A 20,547-nucleotide genomic window follows, 5' to 3' on the forward strand; every position below is an offset into this window, starting at 1 on the left:
CGTTCCCGAGTTCCTCTGAGGTTGTAAGCAAGCGATGGTAGCTTATCTTTCTCAAGTGAAGGCTCTGCTGATGCGTCACCCACGAACCACAATTAGCTGGGCTCATATGGAAATGCGTCGCGTCGTTTTGTGACCGCGCCAGACAACAGGTGCGCGCGTCTGGGAGCCGCAGCATGTGAAGTAATACGCTGGCGAAATTCAGGAAACCAGGGGCCATATGGGCAGAGTTTAGCTTGCGGAACGTTCAGAAAAGGAGAACAAATTCATGAAACGCAACATTGGATACACAATCGCGTTGCTCGCGCTCGCAACGGGCCTTTCCGTCCCGTTGCCGGCTCAGCAACCCAGTGCCGAGACATCAGACCTGATCGATTCCTCGGCGATGGATGCCTTAAACCAGATGGGCACCTATCTTCGCTCTCTCAAGGATTTCCAGGTTAAAGCTAACGCCACGTCGGAGGATGTTCTGGAGGACGGAGAGAAATTAATGTTCGCTCGCACAACGGACATGCTTGCCGTTCGGCCCAATAAGCTTCGCATCGATATCCAGGGAGACCAGATGTCGGGTCTGCTCCTGTATGACGGGAAGACATTCACGCTCTTCGCCCGTGGTGCGGGTTACTACGCATCTGGGAACGCACCCCCAACCATCGCTGAACTGATCGAGATTACGCGCGAAAAGTACGGCATAGAGCTTCCCCTCGTGGATCTCTTCCTGTGGGGCAGCCCGCAGGCCTCCGCTAACAAGATCACCGAAGCTACTGATTTTGGCCCTGGCGATGTTGAAGGAACCACCTGCGAGCGTTACGCGTTCCGGCAGCCCGGCCTCGACTGGCAGGTCTGGATCCAGGCAGGTGATCATCCTCTGCCTAGAAAACTGGTTTTGACCACCACCACTGACGAGGCACGTCCGCAGCACGTTTCGATACTGACCTGGAATCTCGCGCCGTCCTACAACGATGCGGCCTTCGTCTTCGATCCTCCGGCGGATGCCCACAAAATTGTTTTTGCCGAACAGAATGCGGCCGCAACAGGCAACAACTAGGAGCTACACATGAAACTCAATATTAGAATTATTCCATCTTTCTCGATCGCGCTCCTTTTGGCACTTCCATCCGTTGCCCAACGCGCTAGCGGCGGTGGTGGCAACAGAGGTGGTGGCAACAGAAACAATGGAGCTGTCCGTTCGACTTCCAACAGCAGCGTCAACCAGCCGAGTTCCTCAAGAAATGCTGCCTCGAATCGCAACACCACCAACAACGCCAATGCCAACCGCAATGGCAACGTCAACCAGAATGCGAACGTAAACCGTAACGCCAACGTCAACCAGAACACGAACGTAAACCGCAATGTCAACGTCAACCAGGACATCAACGTAAACCGCAACGTTAATGTCAACGGTGGGTACAACGGCGGATACTACGGGGGTGGCGGTTGCTGCTATCACCCCGTTGCGGCTGCGGCTGCGGTTACAGCGGCAGTTGCGGTCACTGCCGCTGCGATCGGATCGATGGTAAATACGCTTCCGCCCAACTGCCAACCCGTCGCCGCCAACGGTGTCACATACCAGCAATGCGGCGGAACCTACTATCAGCCGCAGTTTTCCGGTGGGAACACGACCTATGTAGTGGTCAACCAGCCATAGGTTGTGGCGGATAGCAACGAACGTGCGGGGCCCCAACGCGCCGCCTGCGAGAATCGGCCCGCAGGCGGTGAGCGAGAAATTGCGGGAGGTCGTCTTTGCTTTATGCGGATAAATCAGGTTCAAAGGGACAGTCGTGTTGGCGCCGAAACAGAAGAATCCTCACGGGCCAAGTGGAAGGAAACATCAAATGATCCATAACCGCAGAATAATATTGTTATTTCTCCTGCTCGTCGCCCTTGAAAGTTCTTTCCTGCCCTCTGCCGAAGCAGATCAAGCGAAAAAGCTTCCTAATATCGTCATCTTAGCCACCGGCGGGACCATTGCCGGAGCGGCGGCCACAGGGACCCAGGCAGCCTATACCTCTGGTGCGGTGACCATCGACGCGATGCTTGCGGCGGTTCCTGGAATCCGGGATCTCGTCAATATCAAGGGCGAGCAGATCTCAAATGTCGGATCACAGGATATGACGATTGATATCATGCTCACCCGCGCCAAGCGTATCAATGTCCTGCTAGCACAAAACGATATCGATGGCGTGGTCGTTACGCATGGTACCGACACCATGGAAGAGACCGCCTTCTTCCTGAACCTGGTAGTGAAGAGTCAAAAACCCATAGTGCTGGTGGGGTCGATGCGGCCATCGACGGCAGTCAGCGCGGATGGACCTCTGAGCTTGTTTGATGCGATCGCAGTTGCGGCTGATCCAAGCGCTGCAGGACGCGGTGTACTCGTAGTGATGAATGACTGGATCCACGGCGCACACTCGCTTACCAAGACGAGCACAACCGCTGTCCAGACTTTCATGTCTCCGCTACGCGGCATCGTAGGTGTCTCCACTTACGGCAAGAATGACTTCTATAACACGCCGCAATGGAAGCACACTGCGGAAAGCGAGTTTGACATATCCAACATTACCAAGTTGCCCCGTGTTGATATTCTTTACGCCTATGCAGACATGTCTGCCGATCTGATTGACGCCTCTGTTGCCAACGGCGCGAGGGCATTGTTATCGCCGGAGTCGGAAACGGAAATATGAACAAAGTAACATTGGAAGCTGCAGGGAGGACTGCTAAGCAGGGAGTCGTCGTCGTCCGAAGCAGCCGCGTACCGACGGGAAGCGTCGGACGGAACGTTGAAGTGAACGATGATGACATGAGCTTCGTGGCATCTGATGAACTTAACCCACAGAAGGCCAGGATCCTGCTCATGCTGGCGCTCCTCAAACCTCGCTCTACTGCGGAAATCCAGAACCTCTGCTACACCTACTAAGCATCGGGCGCGATCAAGTTATTTGTTGTAACTTTGAAGTGCGCTACCCGGCAAGAGCAAGGATCAACGGACTAGCGGGATTCCCCTCGTCGCCCATCAGGCGACTCTCGAGAGGTCCACCATGAAATGCCAAAGATTAATTCTTTGTTTTGCTTTTCATCTTATCCTTCCCACCGCCCTGTTCGCACATGACCAAACAGACCGCCTGGTCATGAAGAATGGCGACTCTATGACGTGTGAAATCAAGGGTCTCGACTCCGGCGTGCTATACGTCAGCTTTGATTACATCGACGGGACATCATCTGTTGACTGGACGAAAGTAGCCCGGCTGGAAAGTACCCAGTTGTTTGTTGTGAAAACAGAAGATGGCTCGGTGTACACGGGCGCTCTGCGTACGGCAGAGACGGGAGGCGGCAGACCGGAGCAGATCCAAGTCCTGGAGGCTCCCGAGCAAGTGCACACGATGGAGCGATCACAGGTTGTTCATATGGTGGCTACGTCTGAAAAGGTCTGGGAGCGATTTAACGGCGAGGTAAGCTTTGGGACGATCTATTCCAAGGGCAACGAATCAACGCAATACAACCTGGGCGCGGACACCGTGTACGTGCGGGAGCGCTGGAATGCTGCTGCCAACTATGACTCTACTCTTTCTAAGAGCACCGGCACCACGGCTTCCACACGAAACTCGCTCACCTTCTCTGCCCTCCACTTGATGTCCCAGAGAAATTGGTTTTATCAGGGCATTGGCGGTCTGCTCCAAAGTTCGGAACAAGGCATTTCGTTGCAGACTTTGCTCGGCGGCGGCGTGGGACGCTATTTGAAGAATACGAACCGGGCGAGTGTCCAGTTGCTTGGGGGCGGAGCCTGGCAGGCCACAACTTATCAAAACTCCAGCGTGCCCATTCATCACCAGAACACTGCGGCAGCCTTGATTTATTTGAATGCCAGCTTCTTCAAGTTCAGCAAAACTAACTTTGATGCAACCGCTTCGTTTTTACCTGCGCTCTCTGAGCCAGGTCGCATTCGTATTGATACGAATGGGACCTATTACATCAAGATCATCAGTAACCTGAAATGGAATATCTCTTTTTATGGAAACTGGGATAACCAGCCGCCGCCAGGTTTTTCTGGCAGTGATTACGGAACCAGCTCCGGGCTCAGCTGGACCTACGGCCTGAAATGAAGTGTGCATGGGTGCTCGTCAACTCCCGACACGACTCGCTGCGAGCAATTTTTCTTTGCGGGAGAAATAAACGTAGGCGCCGACGCTGAGAAAATTAATCAACACGCCAATCACGTTCCACACGACCACAGGTCGCGAAATAATCAATAAGCCGTAGTAAACCCAAAGAATTTGAAACGTACCTATGATTGCCGCCATCCTGGGGTTCATCCCAGCGCTGGAGCGGCGCCTAAGCATCGCGATCAGATCGGGCAACGCGGCGAAAGTTGTTCCCATTCCTGCCAGGAAGCCGAAGAGCTCTGACCGGAGAAATCTTGGAATGAACAAGCTATGCACGTCGTGCGGAACCGGACCCTGACAGCCATAAAGCGTGAAGAGAAACACACAAGGAATAATGAGCGTCACTGAATTGAATCGGGACATTTGTGCCTCCGCGCGCAAGTTTGTGTTGGGCGGGTTAACAAGTAACATCAGGAGGATCGTTATCTCTATCCCGTATCGTAAACAGCTAAGTACAATTGCCAACTGTCAGTTGAAACAGGCCCCTCCTGTTTGTAAGCCGGTACTCGCCGGGCCCGTAGCTAAACTGCTGTGTCCAATCTGAAGTCTGTCAATTTCAACAGGTGCGCCGCGAAACGGTGCGACCTAGAATCGCGAGACATGATCGAGTAGGGAGGGCTGAGGAGCGGCCGGTGATACGCGGTGACTGCTTGCGGATGCTTCGAGTTGACCTGTCGGGATATCGCGAAACCCCGTGTTCATATGGTCCTTGGCGCATCTTTTCTGATTCGTCACTGAATCACGACGCCTTTCGGGCAGACTGCAGTATGCGATCCCCTCATAGGTATGTCGAAACGACTCTGCGGTGAATTACCGGCACGATATGAAGGCGTGCCTCATCCGGAACGGGGAGGGAAGGTGGCCATGAACCCGGAACTAAGAACATTGAGTGCAGGAATTCGACGTCTGGTGGTTGTGATATGCACTATTACTCTCGTACCAGGAGACTCCCTGGCAATTATGCCGTCGCCTCGGCCGGCGCAGGCGTCAACGGGACAGGCGTCAACGACACAGCAACAGCCTGCGAAGATCCCTCCCGACCAACTCGATTCTCTAGTGGCGCCAATTGCGCTCTATCCCGATCCAATGCTGGCCCAGGTTCTTGCCGCATCGACTTACCCTCTCGAGATCATTCAGCTCCAACAATGGCTTTCGAAGAACTCGGGGTTGAAGGACAAAGCGCTCGCCGATGCTGTGGCGAAGCAGCCTTGGGACCCGAGCGTTCAGGCTCTGGCCGGCTTGCCCGACGTAGTCAAGCGTCTGGCAGACGACATCCAATGGGCCACCGATCTCGGCAACGCGTTTCTCGCCCAGCAAAATGATGTCATGGAAGCCGTACAGCGTATGCGCAAGAAGGCCCAGGATACCGGCAATCTGAAATCGACTGAACAGCAGAAGGTAGAAACCAAGGTCATTGAAAGCAAGAGCGTGATCGTCGTAGAACAGGCGAATCCACAGGTCGTGTATGTGCCTTCCTACAATCCTACGGTGGTGTATGGACCACCGGTATACCCTTATCCTCCTATCTACTATCCGCCGCCAGGGTACTACGCGGCGGGAATGGCGATCTCTTTCGGCATCGGCGTTGCCATGGGTGCATTCTGGGGCGGCGGTGGCTGGGGCTGGGGATGCGGTTGGGGCGGCAATAATGACATCACCATTAACCGCAACAACAATTTCAACCGCAACACCAATATTAACGGCGGTAATCGTGTTAACGGAGGCAATCGACCGTCGCAACTACCCGCTCGTGGGGGAGCCGGGGGTGCTGGCGGTGTCGGCGGTGTCGGCGGCGCTGGAGGAGTGGGTGGCCCTGGCGGTGTCGGGGGAGCTGGCGGTGCCGGTGGCAACAGGTGGCAGCATAATCCGCAACATCGAGGGGGCGCTCCGTATCGCGACCGGGCTACCGCAGACCGGTTTGGCGGCACCGCTCGCGGAGACTCATTAGCCAACCGTCAAGCTGGCGCGCGGCAACAAGTTGGACGACAGGGCGGCAATCTGGCCAGCGATCGCGGCGGCGCTGGAGGTGCTGGCGGTGTTGGTAACCGGGGCAGTGCTGGAGGCCCTGGTGGAGCTGGCGGCGCCGGAGGAGTCGGTAATCGTGGAGGAGCTGGTGGTGCCGGAGGAGTTGGTAACCGCGGTGGTGCTGGTGGAACGAACAGCATAGGCAGCCGGGATCTTTCACGCAGCGGTGGCGGCAATCGGGATGCATTCGGCGGAGGGTCGAGGGGATATAACGGATCGACCGCGCGCGCCAGCAGTAGCCGGGGCTCGTCCAGCATGGGATCTCGAGGGGGCGGTGCAAGTCGAGGCGGCGGTGCACGGCGCAGGTAAGTCATGGAAGAAAATCACAGGAGCATTGAGATGAAATCAACAACTGGGAAAGCAAATCTCTCCAGACTCGCCTGGATTGCGTGCGCAGTAGCTGTGGGCTGTCTGTCTGCTCCGGTTCTTCTCGTTGCCCAGCAATCCACGGCAAAAGAGAGTCCGGCAGCGACCGCAGACGCTGCCGGAAGTCCCAAAGGCTTTGACACCCCGCAGCAGGCTGTCGATGCGTTGCTCGACGCGGCCGATCGGTTCGATGAAACAGCTCTGATGCATATTTTTGGAGCCGACGGCGTGGATATTGTATTTAGCGGGGAAGTCGTACAGGATCGAAAGCGTGCCGCTGATTTCGCTGCCAAAGCACACGAAAAGGAAACCGTTTCTGTAAATCCGAAGACCGGGAATCGCGCATTCCTTCTGGTGGGCAACGAGGAATGGCCCTTTCCTGTGCCGATCGTAAAGAGAAGCGGCAAATGGTATTTCGACGGCAAAGCCGGCCGCCAGGAACTGTTGTACCGCCGCATCGGAGCTAACGAACTCGACGCCATTCAAATTTGCCACGGCTATGTGGAAGCACAGGAAGAATATGCTCTCCAACCGCGCGAGGGCTACGACGTGAACCAGTACGCGCAGCGCATCATCAGCACTCCTGGGAAACAGGACGGTCTGGCATGGCAAAAGTCCGATGGCACTTGGGAAGGTCCAATTGGCGAAGAAATTGCCAAGGCGATTGCCCAGGGTTACACGAGCCGTGAGGAGCCGTACCACGGCTACTTTTTTAAGGTCTTGAAGGGGCAGGGACCCGACGCGCCGCTGGGACAGATGGACTACGTAGTGAAAGGCGTGATGATCGGGGGCTTTGCGTTGGTAGCGGCACCAGCCGAGTACCGCGTGACCGGTGTGAAGACCTTCATTGTCAGCAATGACGGTGTTGTGTACGAGAAGAATTTTGGGCCTACCACCCTTGACGAGTTCAAGAAGATGGAGCTCTTCAACCCAGATAGCTCCTGGAGCCCGGTCGGTGAAGACCAGTAGTAGTTCCCGGTTGACTGGTGCGCCAATCCCAAGGGGAACAGAGGCGTCGCAATGAGTGACCGTCTGCATGGCCCGGCATGAAGAAACGGCCTGATATTGATCAGGTCGTGATGCGAAGATTCTACAGAGCGATACGGGCTATACCTCCACCGTCGAAGTACTCACGCACATATAGGGCACGCATTACCACGTGCCGATACGTAATACTGCGCCGGTGGTGATCCGCAGTGTGTTTTGTGGTTGGATCGTGCCCACATCTCCAATCCAGGAATGGGTGTACTCGACATTGAGGAGACGCCAGGCGAAGGGCCGGGCGACCACTACGTCAAAGCCGCCTCCGAAGCCGAGAGCCGGGCCATTGTTTGCGACTTCGACCGACCAATCGCTGCGCTTTGGGTAATGCGGCAAAGTCCCTTTGCCGTCGTCCCATTCGTCTAACAACTGAGTTCGTAGAGCAAGATCGTCGGTTTCGTGAGTTACTTTCTTGCCGCCGAACATCACTTGCGCATAGGGTGAAACGCGATGTGCCGCCAGCGGAGTCCAGCGCAGTCCGCCGCCATAAAACAGGGAGTCGGCGCTCTGATTCGCAGCGGGCATGTGCATGATCAGGCATCCACTCACTTCGGCGACGAGTTGCAAGCTAGGATTAATGCGACTCGCTCCCGAGCCGCCACCACCAACACAGCTCCCGCCGTGTCCAATGAAGGTTTCGTAAACCGGGAAGGCCGTCAACTCGATGTCCGCTTCCTTTGGATACTCGCGATCGTCGTCGGGCTGAGGCAGGCGAACATATTCGAAGGGCTTCTCGCCGCCCGCCTTGTATTCCGCAACGAGTTCTTTGCGAGCGCGATACTCTTCTCCGCCCAAACCGATGCGATCTTCGCGACGCCACGGCACCTTGAATGCCATCACGTTTGCGAACGATCGGCCAGGATTCAGGAAACTCCGGGTGAGCGCGATTAAAGCTCGATTGGTCGTCCGGTTCTCCAGCCCCATGATCAGATATCGGTCTGCGGCGTCTTCTCCGATCATTTCGACCGTGCCGAGCGTGGGCGTGTCGACGAGGGTAATGAACCCGGGAGAGGCATGCAGCATCACGTTGCCGATCGAGGCCTCGCTGGCAGGGCCGATCTTCCATTGCGTATGCCAGACGGCCGAATATGCCAAGGAATGCAAAAGACTCATGTAGTAGACGCGGCCATCTCCCCACTGGACCTTGCTGTACCTGGGGTCATTTTGGCGCTCGATATATCCGAAGATAGAGCCTTCAATCGTGTGGCCTACATATGGCGCCATGAATCGGTCGCTGTCGCTCCAGCCGCGCAGTTCGCTCACAGAATCCAGATAGTGCGTAAGCCAGTGTCCATTCAACGTGTCGCGGGTTCCGGGCTCTGTCCAGATGTTGAATGTATGCATGATGCCCGTATAGAGAAGCGACTCCTGGATGGCAGCTATCCACTTTACGTTGGTGTCGGGGAGTGGCTGGCGTGAAGACTGAACCACGCCGGCTGAATCCAAAACGCCGGAGGATACCGTGCCGGAGCTATCCGGAAGCTTGTCGATCTTGAGATAGGCATACCGGTAGGAACGAAGCGATGGATCGAAGCCGGAGGCGAGTGTTCCATACCTGCTGTCGAAGTTGAATCGAAAGAGCTCGTGCCCCGGCGCGTTTGATCCGGCATCTGATAGAGGCTGGCCCTTTGCGGAAGCCGATGGAATAAGGCTAGCAAAGACCAGCAGGATCGAAGCAAAGATGATCCACCTCTGACTGAACTGACTTTTCATTCGCATACGGCGTTTCCCCCTAGTAGCGCAGGCGGAGACGATCCTGCTTTACTGCAACTCTCCCTTTAGGGGCTGGCGACGCGTTGGTGCTTCACTCGCGAATGCGCTTCGTTCACGCATTCGCTGGGCCACCCGCTTATCTGGTGACCGGGATTTCTAGTTCGAAGGCCAGCAACGGCGAAGCAAGATCTTTTGGACGACGGTCTCGGGCGTCGCTGCAGATCCCGCTTCTTAATCATCGAGCCCTTTGCCCCGCAACCTGCTCTCGAGTCATCTCAGCCAGCACGCCTTTGTTCAACTTCAGTATTTCTTCGGCCTTTAGGCGCGCGGACAGGTCCATGATGCGAGCGATCAGCCCAGTCCACCCAGTCTGGTGGCTGGCCCCCAGCCCGGCGCCGTTATCGCCATGGAAGTACTCATAGAACAGGATGTAATCCCGCCAGTGGGGATCCTCCTGAATTTTTTTCGTTCCTCCATAGACTGGCCGTAGACCATTTGCATCTCGCAGAAAGATGCTCGACAATCTGCGGCTGATTTCTTTCGCCACTTCAAACAGCGTCAGGTAATTTCCTGAACCAGTCGGACATTCAACCTTGAAGTCATCGCCATAAAACGGATACATCGCCAACAGGCCGCGTATCAACAAGCCATTTACCGGCATCCATATCGGCCCACGCCAGTTGGAATTGCCACCAAACATGCCGGTATTCGACTCTGCAGGAAGGTACTGAACTTTGTATTCTTGTCCGTCGAGATGAAGCACGAAGGGGTGCTCGAGATGATACTTCGACAGAGAGCGAATTCCATACGGACTGAGAAATTCGTCTTCGTCGAGCATATAACCGAGGATGCGTCGCAGCTTTTCCTTATTGCAGACTGCGATCATCCTTCGATCCCCGTATCCCTGGAAGCTGTTGTCCGCTATCGCGATCTTTTCCAGGACCTCGGGATGGCGTTTTCGGAACAACTCAATCAGTTCACGCATGCGCGGATGGTGCCCAAACGTGTCCACCTCGAATACGGCTGCAGCGCAGAGTGGCAACAGGCCCACCATCGAGCGGATCTTCAGGCGCACGGCATCGCCATTCGGGAAATGCAGCAGATCGTAGAAGAAGCCGTCTTCCGTGTCCCACATTTCGTCGTGATGAACTCCAATTCGATCCATTGCATAGCTGATCCAGACGAAATGCTCCAGAAAACGATAGGCGATCTCTTCGTACATCTGGTCGTACTCGGTCAGGATGAGCGCAATCTCAAGCATGCACAGGCAATAAAACGCCATCCATGCGGTGCCGTCGGCTTGATCCAGATGGCCACCCGTAGGGAGCTCCGCACTACGATCGAAAACCCCGATGTTATCGAGCCCAAGAAATCCGCCTGCGAACACATTGCGTCCTTGCGGGTCCTTGCGGTTAACCCACCAGTTGAAATTCAGCATCAGCCCTTGGAAAGAGCGTTCCAGGAAGCGTAGATCAGCCCGCCCCAGCTCTGACTCAATCCTGTAAAGAAAGACGGTCGCCCATGCGTGGACCGGAGGATTCACGTCGCCGAAGTTCCACTCATACGCCGGAATCTGGCCATTCGGATGCGCATACAGGTTCCTCAACATCAGCAGGAGCTGTTCTTTGGCGAAGTCGAAGTCCACCAGTGAAAGTGCCAGCGTATGAAACGCCAGATCCCACGCCGCGTACCACGGATACTCCCACTTGTCAGGCATGGAGATGATGTCACTGTTCAGCATGTGAAACCATTCAGCGTTTCGCGAGATTCCATTGCCGGATCCAACCAAGGGATGAGCGTCATGCTCGGTCAGCCATCGATCGAGATCGAAATGGTAATACTGCTTGGACCACAACATCCCGGCCAGCGCCTGTCGGTGGACACGACGTTCATCCTCGCCCAATTCCTTCGGAGTAATCCGTTCATAAAACTCGTTGGCATCCGTGATACGGCTGTCGACGACCTGATCAAACTGGCCAAATGCCTCACTCGACGGCTTGGCACTCAAACGCAAACGCACAATCTTGCTTCCGTTCGCTGGAACTTCAAGCACATATTGGGCTGCAGCTTTGGTCCCTGTCTTCGCTGGATTCACAACGTCGTGCGCGCCGGAGATCACATACTGGTGAAAGGCGTCTTTAACATACGGTGATGGATTAGGCTGCCCCCAAAGGTGGCTGGCGTTTGATTCGTTCTCGGTGAAAAGCAGTTCCGCTGCGCCTTCACAGTGCAATGTGTACTCACCAAGCCTGGGATGAGACGCATGGATCTTACTTCCATCAATCTGGCGCAGCGTAGGCTTCTGCTCGCCTTCCTCCCAAGTCCAGGTGTTTCGATACCACAGCGTCGGCAGTACATGGATCTGGGCTGCTTCAGGACCCCGATTGTGGACTGATATTCGGATCAGCGTGTCTTCCGGATCAGCCTTCGCATACTCTACAAAGACGTCGAAATATCGGTCGTCGTCAAAAATGCCCGTGTCGAGAAGTTCGTACTCAAGCTCTTCCCGCGAGCGCCGGCCGCTGGTTTCCACCAGATCGCGATAAGGGAACTCCGTCTGCGGGTACTTGTAGAGATATTTCATGTAGGAATGCGTAGGTGTGCTGTCGAGATAGAAGTAATACTCCTTGACGTCTTCGCCATGGTTGGATTCGCTGTTTGTCAGGCCAAAGAGGCGCTCCTTTAGAATCGGGTCGCGTCCGTTCCACAGAGCCAGCGCAAAACAAAGCTGTTGCTCATCGTCGGAGTACCCTGCCAATCCATCTTCACCCCAGCGGTAGGCGCGTGAACGAGCTTGGTCGTGGGTGAAATAGTCCCAGGCATTGCCGTCTTTGCTGTAGTCCTCGCGCACCGTGCCCCACTGCCGTTCGCTGAGATAGGGACCCCACTTCTTCCACGGAATATGTTGTTCGCGGGCGTCGTTCAATCGTTTCTGTTCAGTCACCTCGGCATATGAAAATGGGGTGGGCTTCTTTTTTTCAGCTGCCATTGCTCTCTCCTTCACTCCAGCCGGGGCTGTCGGGAGGCTGCGTCGGACGCTTGCCGCGGGATCAGTGGTCAAAGTCGCGGTGTGTGTAACGAGGGGCGTCGGGCCGGCACGGCTCATCCCACCTGAATCGACAAGATAGTAGAGCTTTATGGTCGAGCTTCATACTGCCAGAAATGACAGTTCGAAAAAAGTCCACGGATTCCCTCGACACAAGGCAGCGTGACCATGTTCACATCCTCTGAGTAGACTACGGCTTCCGGCGTCACAATCTCGAGTTTTGTTGTGCTGCCCATGCTTTCAACATATCCACCCGCCGGACGTTATTCCAGCAATCAACACTTCAACTCTTAGTCCTGTCTGATTTCCTCAATATTGCCCTTCATGTAGAAATTGCTTTCCGGCACGTCGTCGTGTTTGCCTTCGGAGATTGCCTTAAAGGCCCGAACGGTCTCAGCCACGGGAACCTATTTCCCTTCACGGCCCGTGAACACCTGTGCCACGCTGAATGGCTGGCTGAGAAAACGTTGAATCTTGCGAGCGCGAAGGACGGTGAGCCTGTTTTGCGGGGACAGTTCATCCATGCCGAGAGTGGCGATGATTTCCTGCAGATCCTTGAACCGCTGAAGCACACGCTGCACTTCTCGCGTTATGTCGTAGTGGTCCTGTCCCACATTTTCAGGAGCCAGGGCGCACAAAGTCGAAACCAGAGGATCCACTGCTGAGAACGATGATCGAAATACAGGAGCGGATTTGTCTCAGTGGATTCATCGATACTCTAGGATGCAAAGGCCCTGATCTTCCTGTCCACATGCAAAACCTGGCAGGTAAGATATCCGTCGACAAGCTGCCAAGGCTAACAGTCTCTAATGAACGCGTTTAAGAGGTTACAGCAACTTAGCCCCTCTCTGAATAGAGCGCTTTGATGAGTGGAAGGCAAATGAGCGGAAGGCAACTAGTTGCCCTCTATATTTCCGGCAATGGCTTTATTTTGCAGAACGCGCACTACTACACGACGATTTTCCGCCTGCCCTTCCACCGTCTTTTCATTGCCGACTTGCTCACTTTCTCCCATCGCACCCGGTGCCAGCATTCTGGTGAGCGAGACGCGCCCCTGCTGAAGCAGGATGGTCGTCACATTGTTGGCGCGGTCTTCGCTAAGTTTCTGGTTCAAAGCTGTGCTACCAGTCACAGAGGCGTAGCCCTTCACTTCGATCATGTAGCCCTCGATTGCCTTCGCTTTTTCAGTCAGCGCCAGCAACTGCGAATTGTATTTCGGATCAACGTTGACCTTGCCGTTGTCGAAGTAAACTGTTACCTCGTCCCTAATGTAGTAATCGTCCAGTTGACCAAAGCGCGCGACGGCGGCGTCGATGGCCGCCTTATTCGCCGCAACCTTGGTCTGCTGGTCAGTTAACTGCGCTTGTTGTCTCTCCAGCTCTTCCTTGTTCTGTTGAGTTTGTGCCTTGGTTTCGTGCATGCCGGCTGAAATGGCTTGGGCCTGCTCCAAATCATTGCCCTTGAACCTCACCGAGTTGGCTACTAGTTGTCTTTGATCGTTGTATGTACCTTCTACCTTAACGGGCAGTCCGGGAATGAGAGCAGCCATTGACATTTCCTTCTTGCGCGCCTTGAGCATTCCCTGCACCTGGGCTACGTCTGTGCTATCGGTCAGTAAGACTACAAGGTTTGGGGAATCGGAGGTTTTCAGGATAATTGTGTCGCCGCTCCTTGCCTGGATCAGACCCTCGACCTTTACGGATTGCGCCGTGACCGCCGTACTGAATAATGTGAGGCCGATGATGGATAGAGCAGCAACATACGCGAGGCGTGACAATTTGTACTTGGTCATGGCATTCTCCGTTCTCAACGTGACAATCCGGGTTCAAAGCAATCAGGAGTGCGCCAACTCGCAATTCACGTGAGCACCGAACATTACCGATACTTGCGCTTGAGGCTAACTTCATACTGCCTCTGTAACGAGATCGTCAAGGCTACGGAGAAATGTCTCAGACTTACCAGGTTCTGCAAACTGTTAGTTCTGCCAGTGTCACACTTTCTCAGTGTGATATTTTTCGATGCGGTAATTGGGAGAGTACCTGGAATCAACTCTGCCCCGTCAAGCCAGATTAGTAACTAACCGATTTTATTCGTCAGAGTCGTATAGTAGGCACGTTACTATTACCGAATAAAGCTATTCAATTCTGCGTAACATCTGACGGTATCAGCCTACCAAAAAGACCGGGCCTGCTTCTGCTCACTGCATAGAGCATGAAACAGGCCCAGCTGCCGAAAATCGCGCCAAAGATTATGCGGCTTTGCGAATCAGTCTTAGACCAAATGCTGACGCCAGGCTCAAAATTCCCAGCAGTCCATATAGCGGCAACTCGCTTCCCGTCTTCGGCAAGGCTGCAGGAGCGCCTTCCGTAGCTGTAGGTGCAGCCGCCGGTGAAGCTTCTACAGCGACCAGGATGGGAGCGTCCGCTGTCGGTGGCGTCGGTGCAGGCGGCATCTGGCCGGTCAGGTGTCTTGCATGCTCCACCTGCGTGATCGGTTCTTCCACCACCTTCGTTGCGGAGACCTTCATGCCCTTCTTCAAGCCCCATGCATCCACCATTTGTCCGTCAACGTTAAACTTCTGGCCCTTGGGAATCTTGAATTGTTGATTCGTTCCGTCCTCCAGCGTCAGAATAACTGACGAAGGCGGCTGCACGTGCCACACCTTGCCCGTAACTGTCTGTGTAGTGGTAATCACTTTAGGAGTTGTGGTTGTGACTATCGTTCTCTGGAGAGTCATACCTGCTTTCAGATCATGAATCCCCAGTTGCTTACCATCCACGGTAACGCGGGCGCTTTCAGGCACGTTTGCTATATGCCGGATCGTGCCGTCTTCCATCTTGACTATCAGGTCATTCCCGATGACATCTACAACTTGTGCATGATCTACCTTCAGCTCCTTGCTCGACTGTCCAGTTGTAGTAGAGGTCTGTGTTTGTACCTGTGAGCTTCCGCTCAGGGCAAAGGTCAGGCAGACGGCCCCCACCGCGAGCACAAACCACGATCGTATGTATCTGTTGCTTCGGTTCATTGTGTCCTCTCCTTGTTGGCTTTCGGAACTAGGAGCCGGAGCCCGTAGTGCCGGTTACTAAAACAGCTGCTTACATTTGCGTTTCACATTCGTTGATTCTTCACAATTTCGCATTCTTATCAGCGCTCACGCTCGTCCCGACTGAACTCGCCAGGGAAGCCTGAACGATGTATCGCTGAGGAGCGCTGCCCACGAAGTAGAACGGGTAGCAAGTCACCAGCGTTACGGAAGGACGCAACCGTGAAGCAAGAACCGAGACATCACTTGGATCGACTATGGTGATCTGGTCAATTACATACGTAGTAGTTTCCTTTTGCGTCATGATCTCGATCGTGTCTCCCGTGGCAACATCCTTCAGTCCTCGAAAAAACCCGTCCCTATGGCCGGCGATTCCGATATTGCCGTCGCTGGTTTCTCCCGGTCTGGCCGTACCTGCAATGTGTCCAACGGCCCGATTCAAACTAAGATCATCAGTGCCCTCGAGAACCGGAACTTCCAGATGAATCTTCGGAATGCGGAGCAGGGCCATCGCGGGAGTGAAATGAGAAGCCAGACTTTCCTGGTAGCCCTGAATGCGTTTCGGCGACCAAAGACTGAAATCGGGCGCCTTGCCAGTTGCTTCAGTTCCGTTGTGAAGCTCCTGGGCCAGCAATTGCTGGCTCTTGAATCTCTTGACTTCCGCACGTGACAGAATGAAACCATGGATGCGAGCTCCCACATAGACGCAGAGCATCAACACCCCAACAATGAGCAGCAGGCGCTCGACCTTCCTCATCCATTGCATCGTGGCTTACCCTCGCCAACCAAGAGAGGAACTTAGGCGTACGGCACTCCTCCTGTCAAGACAGTACAGTTAACTAATCAATCGCGTAACTGTCACTACTAACAGTCTGGAATGGTAATTCGCAGCACGGCCCCGCATATCTCGTCAACCACGTTCTCTCTCCGCCGCCATCCCTTGCAGCTAATGTCCCACTATCCAGAGAAACAGAAACCACACCAATATTGCTCATCTGGCAAGGTGAAAGAAACAAAGGACTTGTTAGTCAATACAGCCTTGACGGCTGACATTAAAGTGAAGATTTCCGGCTCTGCAACCAGCTTCCCGTACGATTCATTTCTACACCAGGCTAGTGGCTGAGTTTGCGAGCTACTTTGACAAGTCACCCGCTCAACTCGACCCGGAACATATTCGTACCTGGGTGCTGCATCTGCTCAACGAACGCATCCTGGGCCTTGGGGGAGTTCTCCAGTGCGCCCGGTCCGCGCGTCGAAGTGCCCTTGCACGCGCACGCTGAAGCAGACCTAGCTCGATTCTCACCAAGAATCGGAGGCTCCGGTGAGGGACTGCCCGAGCAAACAGAGCGTGAATGGCTGCTCCTATTCGAGCCCCCGAGTCAAGCCGACATTTTGGGCGGTGTGATCGGGAGTTCGTTGTCGCTCACAAGAAATCAGTGTGGCGGCACTTGAGCGCGATATGTCACCTGACTGGCAGATTTGCCAGTATCCCATTTCTCTCAGCGAACGGACAATAAGACTTCCCAAGGGATAGACGTCTCGCAGCGATCCGATCCCCGCCACGCTGGCAGCCGATAGTTGCGGGACAAAGGGCTAGAAGCCAACCCCTTAAGTGCAGATTCAACGAGGAGAAAATTTTATGAAAACAGTAATTGTCATTTGTGCCATGTGTGTTCTATTCATGCCATCGGCACTGGCACAAACCGCTGATGTTACTGCCAAGCCGCTCAGCGATTCTGACATCCAACTACTTCGCTCCGATGTGCAGGCGGAGAAAAACGACATCATTACACACACCATGGCGTTTAACGATCAGGAGTCGGCGGCGTTCTGGCCCATCTATCGGGACTACGCGCGCGACCAGCAGGTCATCGGTGACGATCGCTGGAAGCTAATCAAGGACTATGCGGCCAATTACGACGCTCTAGACGATGCCAAAGCAGATGACCTGGCCAAGCAAATGTTCAGCATCGATTCCAAAACCACTAAGTTACGGGAAGACTATTGGCCGAAATTCCAAAAGGCCTTGGGTGGAAAGCGAGCAGCGAAGTTCTATCAAGTGGACGCCAGGCTCAGCCTGATTATCAACCTGGAGTTGTCGTCCGAGATTCCGCTCTTAAGGTAGTGGCAGGTTGTAGAAGGGGGTGGTCGGGCTCCTTCGGAACAGGGTTGAATTGAGATCCAAGGAGCTATGATCAGAGGCTTTGCCCTGATCGCTGTTCCCGCCGAATACCGTATGACGACGAAGCAGCATCGGACCGTAGCCTCATCCGTATCCCGGAGGAGTTAACCATGGCCATCGAAGAATCTCTCAACGACAACAGGATTCGGGTACGTCGCGCCCTCGAAGTTACAATCCACGTCGGCCTGGCCCTTCTCCTCACCGCAGCTTGCCTGTTGATCCTGCGCCCATTTCTACCTCTGGTAGCCTGGGGCATTGTCATAGCAATCGCCATATATCCAGCATACCGAAAGTTGCGGAGCCTTCTTGGTGGGCGCGGGACGCTGGCTGCGGTTCTATTTGCCTTGGTTTTTCTGGCGGTATTGATCGTTCCGGTCGCGTTGCTGACCGAAACAATGATCGAGAGTATCGGAACGCTCAGCGCTCACATCAAGGATGGAACCCTTAGCATTCCCCCGCCTCCTGCCAGCGTCGAAAACTGGCCTCTTATCGGGCCGTCTTTGGCAAAGTCGTGGGGTATGGCTTCTACGAACCTGACCGGCTTGCTGAAAAGTCTGTCCCCTCAGATTCGAGCGCTTGTCCCAGTGCTGCTCTCTGCTTCGGCAGGAATCGGCCTCACCGTACTGCAATTTGTCCTCGCCATTGTGGTAGCGGCAGTTCTACTTGCGAATGCTTCAGGTTGCGCGACAGTCAGCCGTTCCTTAGCCGGCCGCCTTTTTGGTGACCAGGGTCCTGAGTTTGAGGAACTTGCAGGATCCACCATCCGAAGCGTTACGAACGGAATCCTCGGTGTTGCCGTCATCCAAACAATATGTGCCGGCCTTGGGTTTCTGGTGGCCGGACTGCCCGGCGCTGGATTGTGGACGTTGGTCTTCCTCTTCTCTGCCGTCCTTCAACTTGGAGGCCCGGTGCTTATTCTCCCAGTCATTTATATGTTTGCGATAGCCAGTACGACAAAGGCGATCGTATTTATGATCTGGTGTCTGTTTGTCGCGCTCATGGATAACGTGTTGAAGCCCATGCTGCTAGGGCGCGGAGTGGCAGTTCCTATCGCGGTGGTTTTCCTGGGCGCGATTGGGGGATTCATTGCGGTGGGCATCATCGGCCTTTTCCTGGGTGCCATCGTTCTGTCGGTGGGCTATAAGCTCTTCCTCGCATGGCTCGAAGGCCCAGTACAGGCGAAGCAAGGGATTTGACCGTCCAATCCAGCTGACAACACCTACGAAGGACACGACAAGATTTGGGATGTGCGGCTTATCGGGCATACTCGGACTGATTTGTACTGAGTTTTTCAACACCGACGCCTGTTCTCAACAGTTGAACGAGAAGGTCACTTGTCCGGAAAAGCGACGAAGGGGCGAGAGCGTTCTCCCATGTGGTCCTCAAATCGCCCAATTCATTTACTTCCTGCACGTAATCAGAATTCGAACTATCAGAGGATGTCACTAACCATCCAAAGGAGCAGTCGCGAACGCGAGCCTTTGGCATAAAACAAAGGGGCCGGCATATTGACTTCGGATGCATATAAAACTTCAATCACGGCCAGATTTATTTCTCCCGCTATCACTGTTGTCGGTCATCTTGATCTATCCGGTGCTGGATCACGATGGTTTGCGAAGATTAATTCTAGGATGGTTGATGTTTGTGCCGATCATCCTGGCGACATTCAGATTGTCACAGACAAAGGGCTGGGTATTGCCCTCGATACTGCTAATGTCGGGCGCATCGCTCTTGAGCTTTGCGAGCACCTTCTTTCCCAATCGAATATTGATAGGAATGAAATGGGTGGTACTGGCCGCGTTCTTCACGCTCGCGGTTGTCGGACTCTTCTCGTATCTAAGAAATTCACGTACTATCCTGACTGCGCACCTCTATACCGCGATCAGTATTTACTTGTTGCTCGGGATGCAATGGTTTGCCGTTTACAGCGCGATCGACGTCTTCAGTCCGAGATCGTTTCTCTTCAACAATGCCACGATCGCCGACCGTCAAAGCGAACTGTTGTACTTCAGCCTGGTAACTCTCTCTACGATTGGTTACGGAGATATTGTCCCGCTTGACGGTGAAGTCCGCATGCTCGCGGCGTTGGAAGGGGTCACCGGAGTTCTCTACGTTGCAATTACGGTCGCGTTATTGGTGAGTGCATATAAGGAGCGAGCCCAGGAATAAATCACGCGGAATATAGTCCTGCAAACTTCGGTGCAGGCGATGGGTTTCGTCAGTCGTAATCTTGCGTATCTATGAATAGCCAAAAGCGCAAATGCTTGACCGACATCAATGAGGTCTAATTATGTGGTGCCGCTCCCGTCACTTGACGAATCAGCTTGCAGGACTCGCCGCGGGTCCCTGTCCGCCGCGACGCGCAATACGGTTTGCCAGTGCGCGGGCCGTCGTGTAAGGCACGGAAATTAGCACTGGGCCAAGGATTAAAGCAGCGCCTGGATGAATCTGGCGAAAGATAAGATATTGAGAAATGATATCCAGCAGGATTGCGATGGCAACCAGATTGCGAACAGATTCAAGGGCGCTCCGCAACAGCTGTGGCCGATGCTCTCGATGGAAGATCAGTCCCCAAAGAAATGGATGCGCATGTTTCCGCGCATCTTTCACACCGTCGCGCGAGCCAAGAAAAATAGCCACGACGGGCTGCAGGATAAATCGGAACCGGCCCGGTCCTGAGAGGCGCGCCACCATATCCTCGAAGAACTCTTGCGAAAACAAGTAGGGATTGCCAGTTTGAATCAGCCGGTGGATTGCGCCAGGCAGTGTTGCAAGGAGGATTGCAAGAACGATTATTGGCAATATCCAGCCACGAAGCGGAGAGCGCATTGACACGATCCTGAATTTACTTACGGCACTCGAGGTTCCCTGGCTCAGTAAACTCTGCACGAATTTTCCCGCCATAGATTGCTCACCAAAATCCGCGACACGTTCCGCGACTCATTGCGGCTAAACGCAATGCAACGATGAT

Annotated in this window: 20 protein-coding genes; 11 read left to right on the forward strand and 9 right to left on the reverse strand. The window is 54.4% G+C overall.

Features of this window, described 5'->3' with window-relative positions:
- The first annotated feature begins 265 nt into the window (after positions 1 to 265).
- The 5 genes from GSQ86_RS21025 to GSQ86_RS21040 all read left to right on the forward strand — a co-directional run bounded on the left by GSQ86_RS21025 (position 266) and on the right by GSQ86_RS21040 (position 4,097).
- Positions 266 to 1,045: a DUF2092 domain-containing protein gene (locus GSQ86_RS21025; RefSeq protein ID WP_158752120.1), complete on the forward strand. Its 780-nt coding sequence runs from the start codon at positions 266 to 268 to the stop codon at positions 1,043 to 1,045.
- Between the two features lie 9 nt (positions 1,046 to 1,054).
- A complete protein-coding gene (locus GSQ86_RS21030; protein WP_158752121.1) occupies positions 1,055 to 1,645 on the forward strand; it encodes a DUF6515 family protein in 591 nt (196 codons plus the stop codon).
- Positions 1,646 to 1,856: 211 nt separating this feature from the next.
- A complete protein-coding gene (locus tag GSQ86_RS21035) occupies positions 1,857 to 2,681 on the forward strand; it encodes a type II asparaginase (protein ID WP_254062529.1) in 825 nt (274 codons plus the stop codon).
- Positions 2,678 to 2,914: a hypothetical protein gene (locus tag GSQ86_RS23620; RefSeq protein WP_254062530.1), complete on the forward strand. Its 237-nt coding sequence runs from the start codon at positions 2,678 to 2,680 to the stop codon at positions 2,912 to 2,914. The genes GSQ86_RS21035 and GSQ86_RS23620 overlap by 4 nt, the downstream gene beginning before the upstream one ends.
- A 229-nt stretch (positions 2,915 to 3,143) precedes the next feature.
- Positions 3,144 to 4,097, forward strand: a complete 954-nt coding sequence (locus tag GSQ86_RS21040) for a DUF481 domain-containing protein (RefSeq protein ID WP_254062531.1) — start codon at positions 3,144 to 3,146, stop codon at positions 4,095 to 4,097.
- 18 nt (positions 4,098 to 4,115) lie between these two features.
- On the opposite strand, the gene GSQ86_RS21045 is transcribed toward GSQ86_RS21040, so the two are convergent.
- Complete coding sequence (locus GSQ86_RS21045) at positions 4,116 to 4,502, reverse strand: SemiSWEET family sugar transporter (protein WP_158752123.1); 387 nt, start codon at positions 4,500 to 4,502, stop codon at positions 4,116 to 4,118.
- 615 nt (positions 4,503 to 5,117) lie between these two features.
- Between GSQ86_RS21045 and GSQ86_RS23710 the strand changes: the two genes are divergently transcribed.
- Both GSQ86_RS23710 and GSQ86_RS21055 read left to right on the forward strand, forming a co-directional pair.
- Positions 5,118 to 6,491 (forward strand): DUF3300 domain-containing protein, encoded by a 1,374-nt coding sequence (locus tag GSQ86_RS23710; protein ID WP_174239999.1) that lies wholly within the window; start codon positions 5,118 to 5,120, stop codon positions 6,489 to 6,491.
- A 30-nt stretch (positions 6,492 to 6,521) separates the two neighbouring features.
- Complete coding sequence (locus GSQ86_RS21055; protein WP_158752125.1) at positions 6,522 to 7,517, forward strand: DUF2950 domain-containing protein; 996 nt, start codon at positions 6,522 to 6,524, stop codon at positions 7,515 to 7,517.
- A gap of 183 nt (positions 7,518 to 7,700) precedes the next feature.
- On the opposite strand, the gene GSQ86_RS21060 is transcribed toward GSQ86_RS21055, so the two are convergent.
- From GSQ86_RS21060 to GSQ86_RS21090, 7 genes are all read right to left on the reverse strand, one after another.
- Positions 7,701 to 9,308, reverse strand: coding sequence for a hypothetical protein (locus tag GSQ86_RS21060; RefSeq protein ID WP_158752126.1), 1,608 nt, complete (start codon positions 9,306 to 9,308; stop codon positions 7,701 to 7,703).
- Between the two features lie 229 nt (positions 9,309 to 9,537).
- Positions 9,538 to 12,291: a glucosidase gene (locus tag GSQ86_RS21065; protein WP_158752127.1), complete on the reverse strand. Its 2,754-nt coding sequence runs from the start codon at positions 12,289 to 12,291 to the stop codon at positions 9,538 to 9,540.
- Between the two features lie 146 nt (positions 12,292 to 12,437).
- Positions 12,438 to 12,584, reverse strand: a complete 147-nt coding sequence (locus GSQ86_RS24020; protein WP_158752128.1) for a hypothetical protein — start codon at positions 12,582 to 12,584, stop codon at positions 12,438 to 12,440.
- 171 nt (positions 12,585 to 12,755) lie between these two features.
- On the reverse strand, positions 12,756 to 13,007 hold the full coding sequence (locus tag GSQ86_RS21075) for a hypothetical protein (RefSeq protein ID WP_216841236.1): 252 nt from the start codon (positions 13,005 to 13,007) through the stop codon (positions 12,756 to 12,758).
- A 236-nt stretch (positions 13,008 to 13,243) separates the two neighbouring features.
- Positions 13,244 to 14,140: an OmpA family protein gene (locus GSQ86_RS21080; protein ID WP_158752129.1), complete on the reverse strand. Its 897-nt coding sequence runs from the start codon at positions 14,138 to 14,140 to the stop codon at positions 13,244 to 13,246.
- A gap of 456 nt (positions 14,141 to 14,596) precedes the next feature.
- On the reverse strand, positions 14,597 to 15,376 hold the full coding sequence (locus tag GSQ86_RS21085) for an LPXTG cell wall anchor domain-containing protein (RefSeq protein WP_158752130.1): 780 nt from the start codon (positions 15,374 to 15,376) through the stop codon (positions 14,597 to 14,599).
- A gap of 100 nt (positions 15,377 to 15,476) precedes the next feature.
- A complete protein-coding gene (locus GSQ86_RS21090) occupies positions 15,477 to 16,160 on the reverse strand; it encodes a class D sortase (RefSeq protein WP_158752131.1) in 684 nt (227 codons plus the stop codon).
- Between the two features lie 328 nt (positions 16,161 to 16,488).
- On the opposite strand from GSQ86_RS21090, the gene GSQ86_RS24025 reads away from it, so the two are divergent.
- From GSQ86_RS24025 to GSQ86_RS21110, 4 genes are all read left to right on the forward strand, one after another.
- A complete protein-coding gene (locus tag GSQ86_RS24025) occupies positions 16,489 to 16,674 on the forward strand; it encodes a hypothetical protein (RefSeq protein ID WP_371720726.1) in 186 nt (61 codons plus the stop codon).
- Between the two features lie 359 nt (positions 16,675 to 17,033).
- A complete protein-coding gene (locus tag GSQ86_RS21100; RefSeq protein WP_158752133.1) occupies positions 17,034 to 17,519 on the forward strand; it encodes a hypothetical protein in 486 nt (161 codons plus the stop codon).
- Positions 17,520 to 17,686: 167 nt separating this feature from the next.
- Positions 17,687 to 18,772: an AI-2E family transporter gene (locus GSQ86_RS21105; RefSeq protein WP_158752134.1), complete on the forward strand. Its 1,086-nt coding sequence runs from the start codon at positions 17,687 to 17,689 to the stop codon at positions 18,770 to 18,772.
- Between the two features lie 580 nt (positions 18,773 to 19,352).
- The gene (locus tag GSQ86_RS21110) at positions 19,353 to 19,745 is read left to right on the forward strand and encodes a potassium channel family protein (protein ID WP_216841237.1); all 393 of its coding nucleotides are present in this window, start codon (positions 19,353 to 19,355) and stop codon (positions 19,743 to 19,745) included.
- A gap of 150 nt (positions 19,746 to 19,895) precedes the next feature.
- On the opposite strand, the gene GSQ86_RS21115 is transcribed toward GSQ86_RS21110, so the two are convergent.
- The gene (locus GSQ86_RS21115; protein ID WP_158752136.1) at positions 19,896 to 20,405 is read right to left on the reverse strand and encodes a hypothetical protein; all 510 of its coding nucleotides are present in this window, start codon (positions 20,403 to 20,405) and stop codon (positions 19,896 to 19,898) included.
- Between the last annotated feature and the right edge of the window lie 142 nt (positions 20,406 to 20,547).

The organism is Acidobacterium sp. S8 (genome assembly GCF_009765985.1).
Taxonomy (GTDB): domain Bacteria; phylum Acidobacteriota; class Terriglobia; order Terriglobales; family Acidobacteriaceae; genus Alloacidobacterium.

What these genes read in the sequence shown, in the direction of transcription:
- GSQ86_RS21040 (WP_254062531.1), top strand. Translation starts at nt 3,144, where the DNA reads ATGACGTGTGAAATCAAGGGTCTCGACTCCGGCGTGCTATACGTCAGC.
- GSQ86_RS21090 (WP_158752131.1), bottom strand. Translation starts at nt 16,160, where the DNA reads ATGCAATGGATGAGGAAGGTCGAGCGCCTGCTGCTCATTGTTGGGGTG.
- GSQ86_RS21085 (WP_158752130.1), bottom strand. Translation starts at nt 15,376, where the DNA reads ATGAACCGAAGCAACAGATACATACGATCGTGGTTTGTGCTCGCGGTG.
- GSQ86_RS24020 (WP_158752128.1), bottom strand. Translation starts at nt 12,584, where the DNA reads ATGGGCAGCACAACAAAACTCGAGATTGTGACGCCGGAAGCCGTAGTC.
- GSQ86_RS21030 (WP_158752121.1), top strand. Translation starts at nt 1,055, where the DNA reads ATGAAACTCAATATTAGAATTATTCCATCTTTCTCGATCGCGCTCCTT.
- GSQ86_RS21060 (WP_158752126.1), bottom strand. Translation starts at nt 9,308, where the DNA reads ATGCGAATGAAAAGTCAGTTCAGTCAGAGGTGGATCATCTTTGCTTCG.
- GSQ86_RS21100 (WP_158752133.1), top strand. Translation starts at nt 17,034, where the DNA reads ATGAAAACAGTAATTGTCATTTGTGCCATGTGTGTTCTATTCATGCCA.
- GSQ86_RS21025 (WP_158752120.1), top strand. Translation starts at nt 266, where the DNA reads ATGAAACGCAACATTGGATACACAATCGCGTTGCTCGCGCTCGCAACG.
- GSQ86_RS21055 (WP_158752125.1), top strand. Translation starts at nt 6,522, where the DNA reads ATGAAATCAACAACTGGGAAAGCAAATCTCTCCAGACTCGCCTGGATT.
- GSQ86_RS21105 (WP_158752134.1), top strand. Translation starts at nt 17,687, where the DNA reads ATGGCCATCGAAGAATCTCTCAACGACAACAGGATTCGGGTACGTCGC.
- GSQ86_RS21080 (WP_158752129.1), bottom strand. Translation starts at nt 14,140, where the DNA reads ATGACCAAGTACAAATTGTCACGCCTCGCGTATGTTGCTGCTCTATCC.
- GSQ86_RS21065 (WP_158752127.1), bottom strand. Translation starts at nt 12,291, where the DNA reads ATGGCAGCTGAAAAAAAGAAGCCCACCCCATTTTCATATGCCGAGGTG.
- GSQ86_RS23710 (WP_174239999.1), top strand. Translation starts at nt 5,118, where the DNA reads ATGCCGTCGCCTCGGCCGGCGCAGGCGTCAACGGGACAGGCGTCAACG.
- GSQ86_RS21110 (WP_216841237.1), top strand. Translation starts at nt 19,353, where the DNA reads ATGAAATGGGTGGTACTGGCCGCGTTCTTCACGCTCGCGGTTGTCGGA.
- GSQ86_RS21115 (WP_158752136.1), bottom strand. Translation starts at nt 20,405, where the DNA reads ATGCGCTCTCCGCTTCGTGGCTGGATATTGCCAATAATCGTTCTTGCA.
- GSQ86_RS23620 (WP_254062530.1), top strand. Translation starts at nt 2,678, where the DNA reads ATGAACAAAGTAACATTGGAAGCTGCAGGGAGGACTGCTAAGCAGGGA.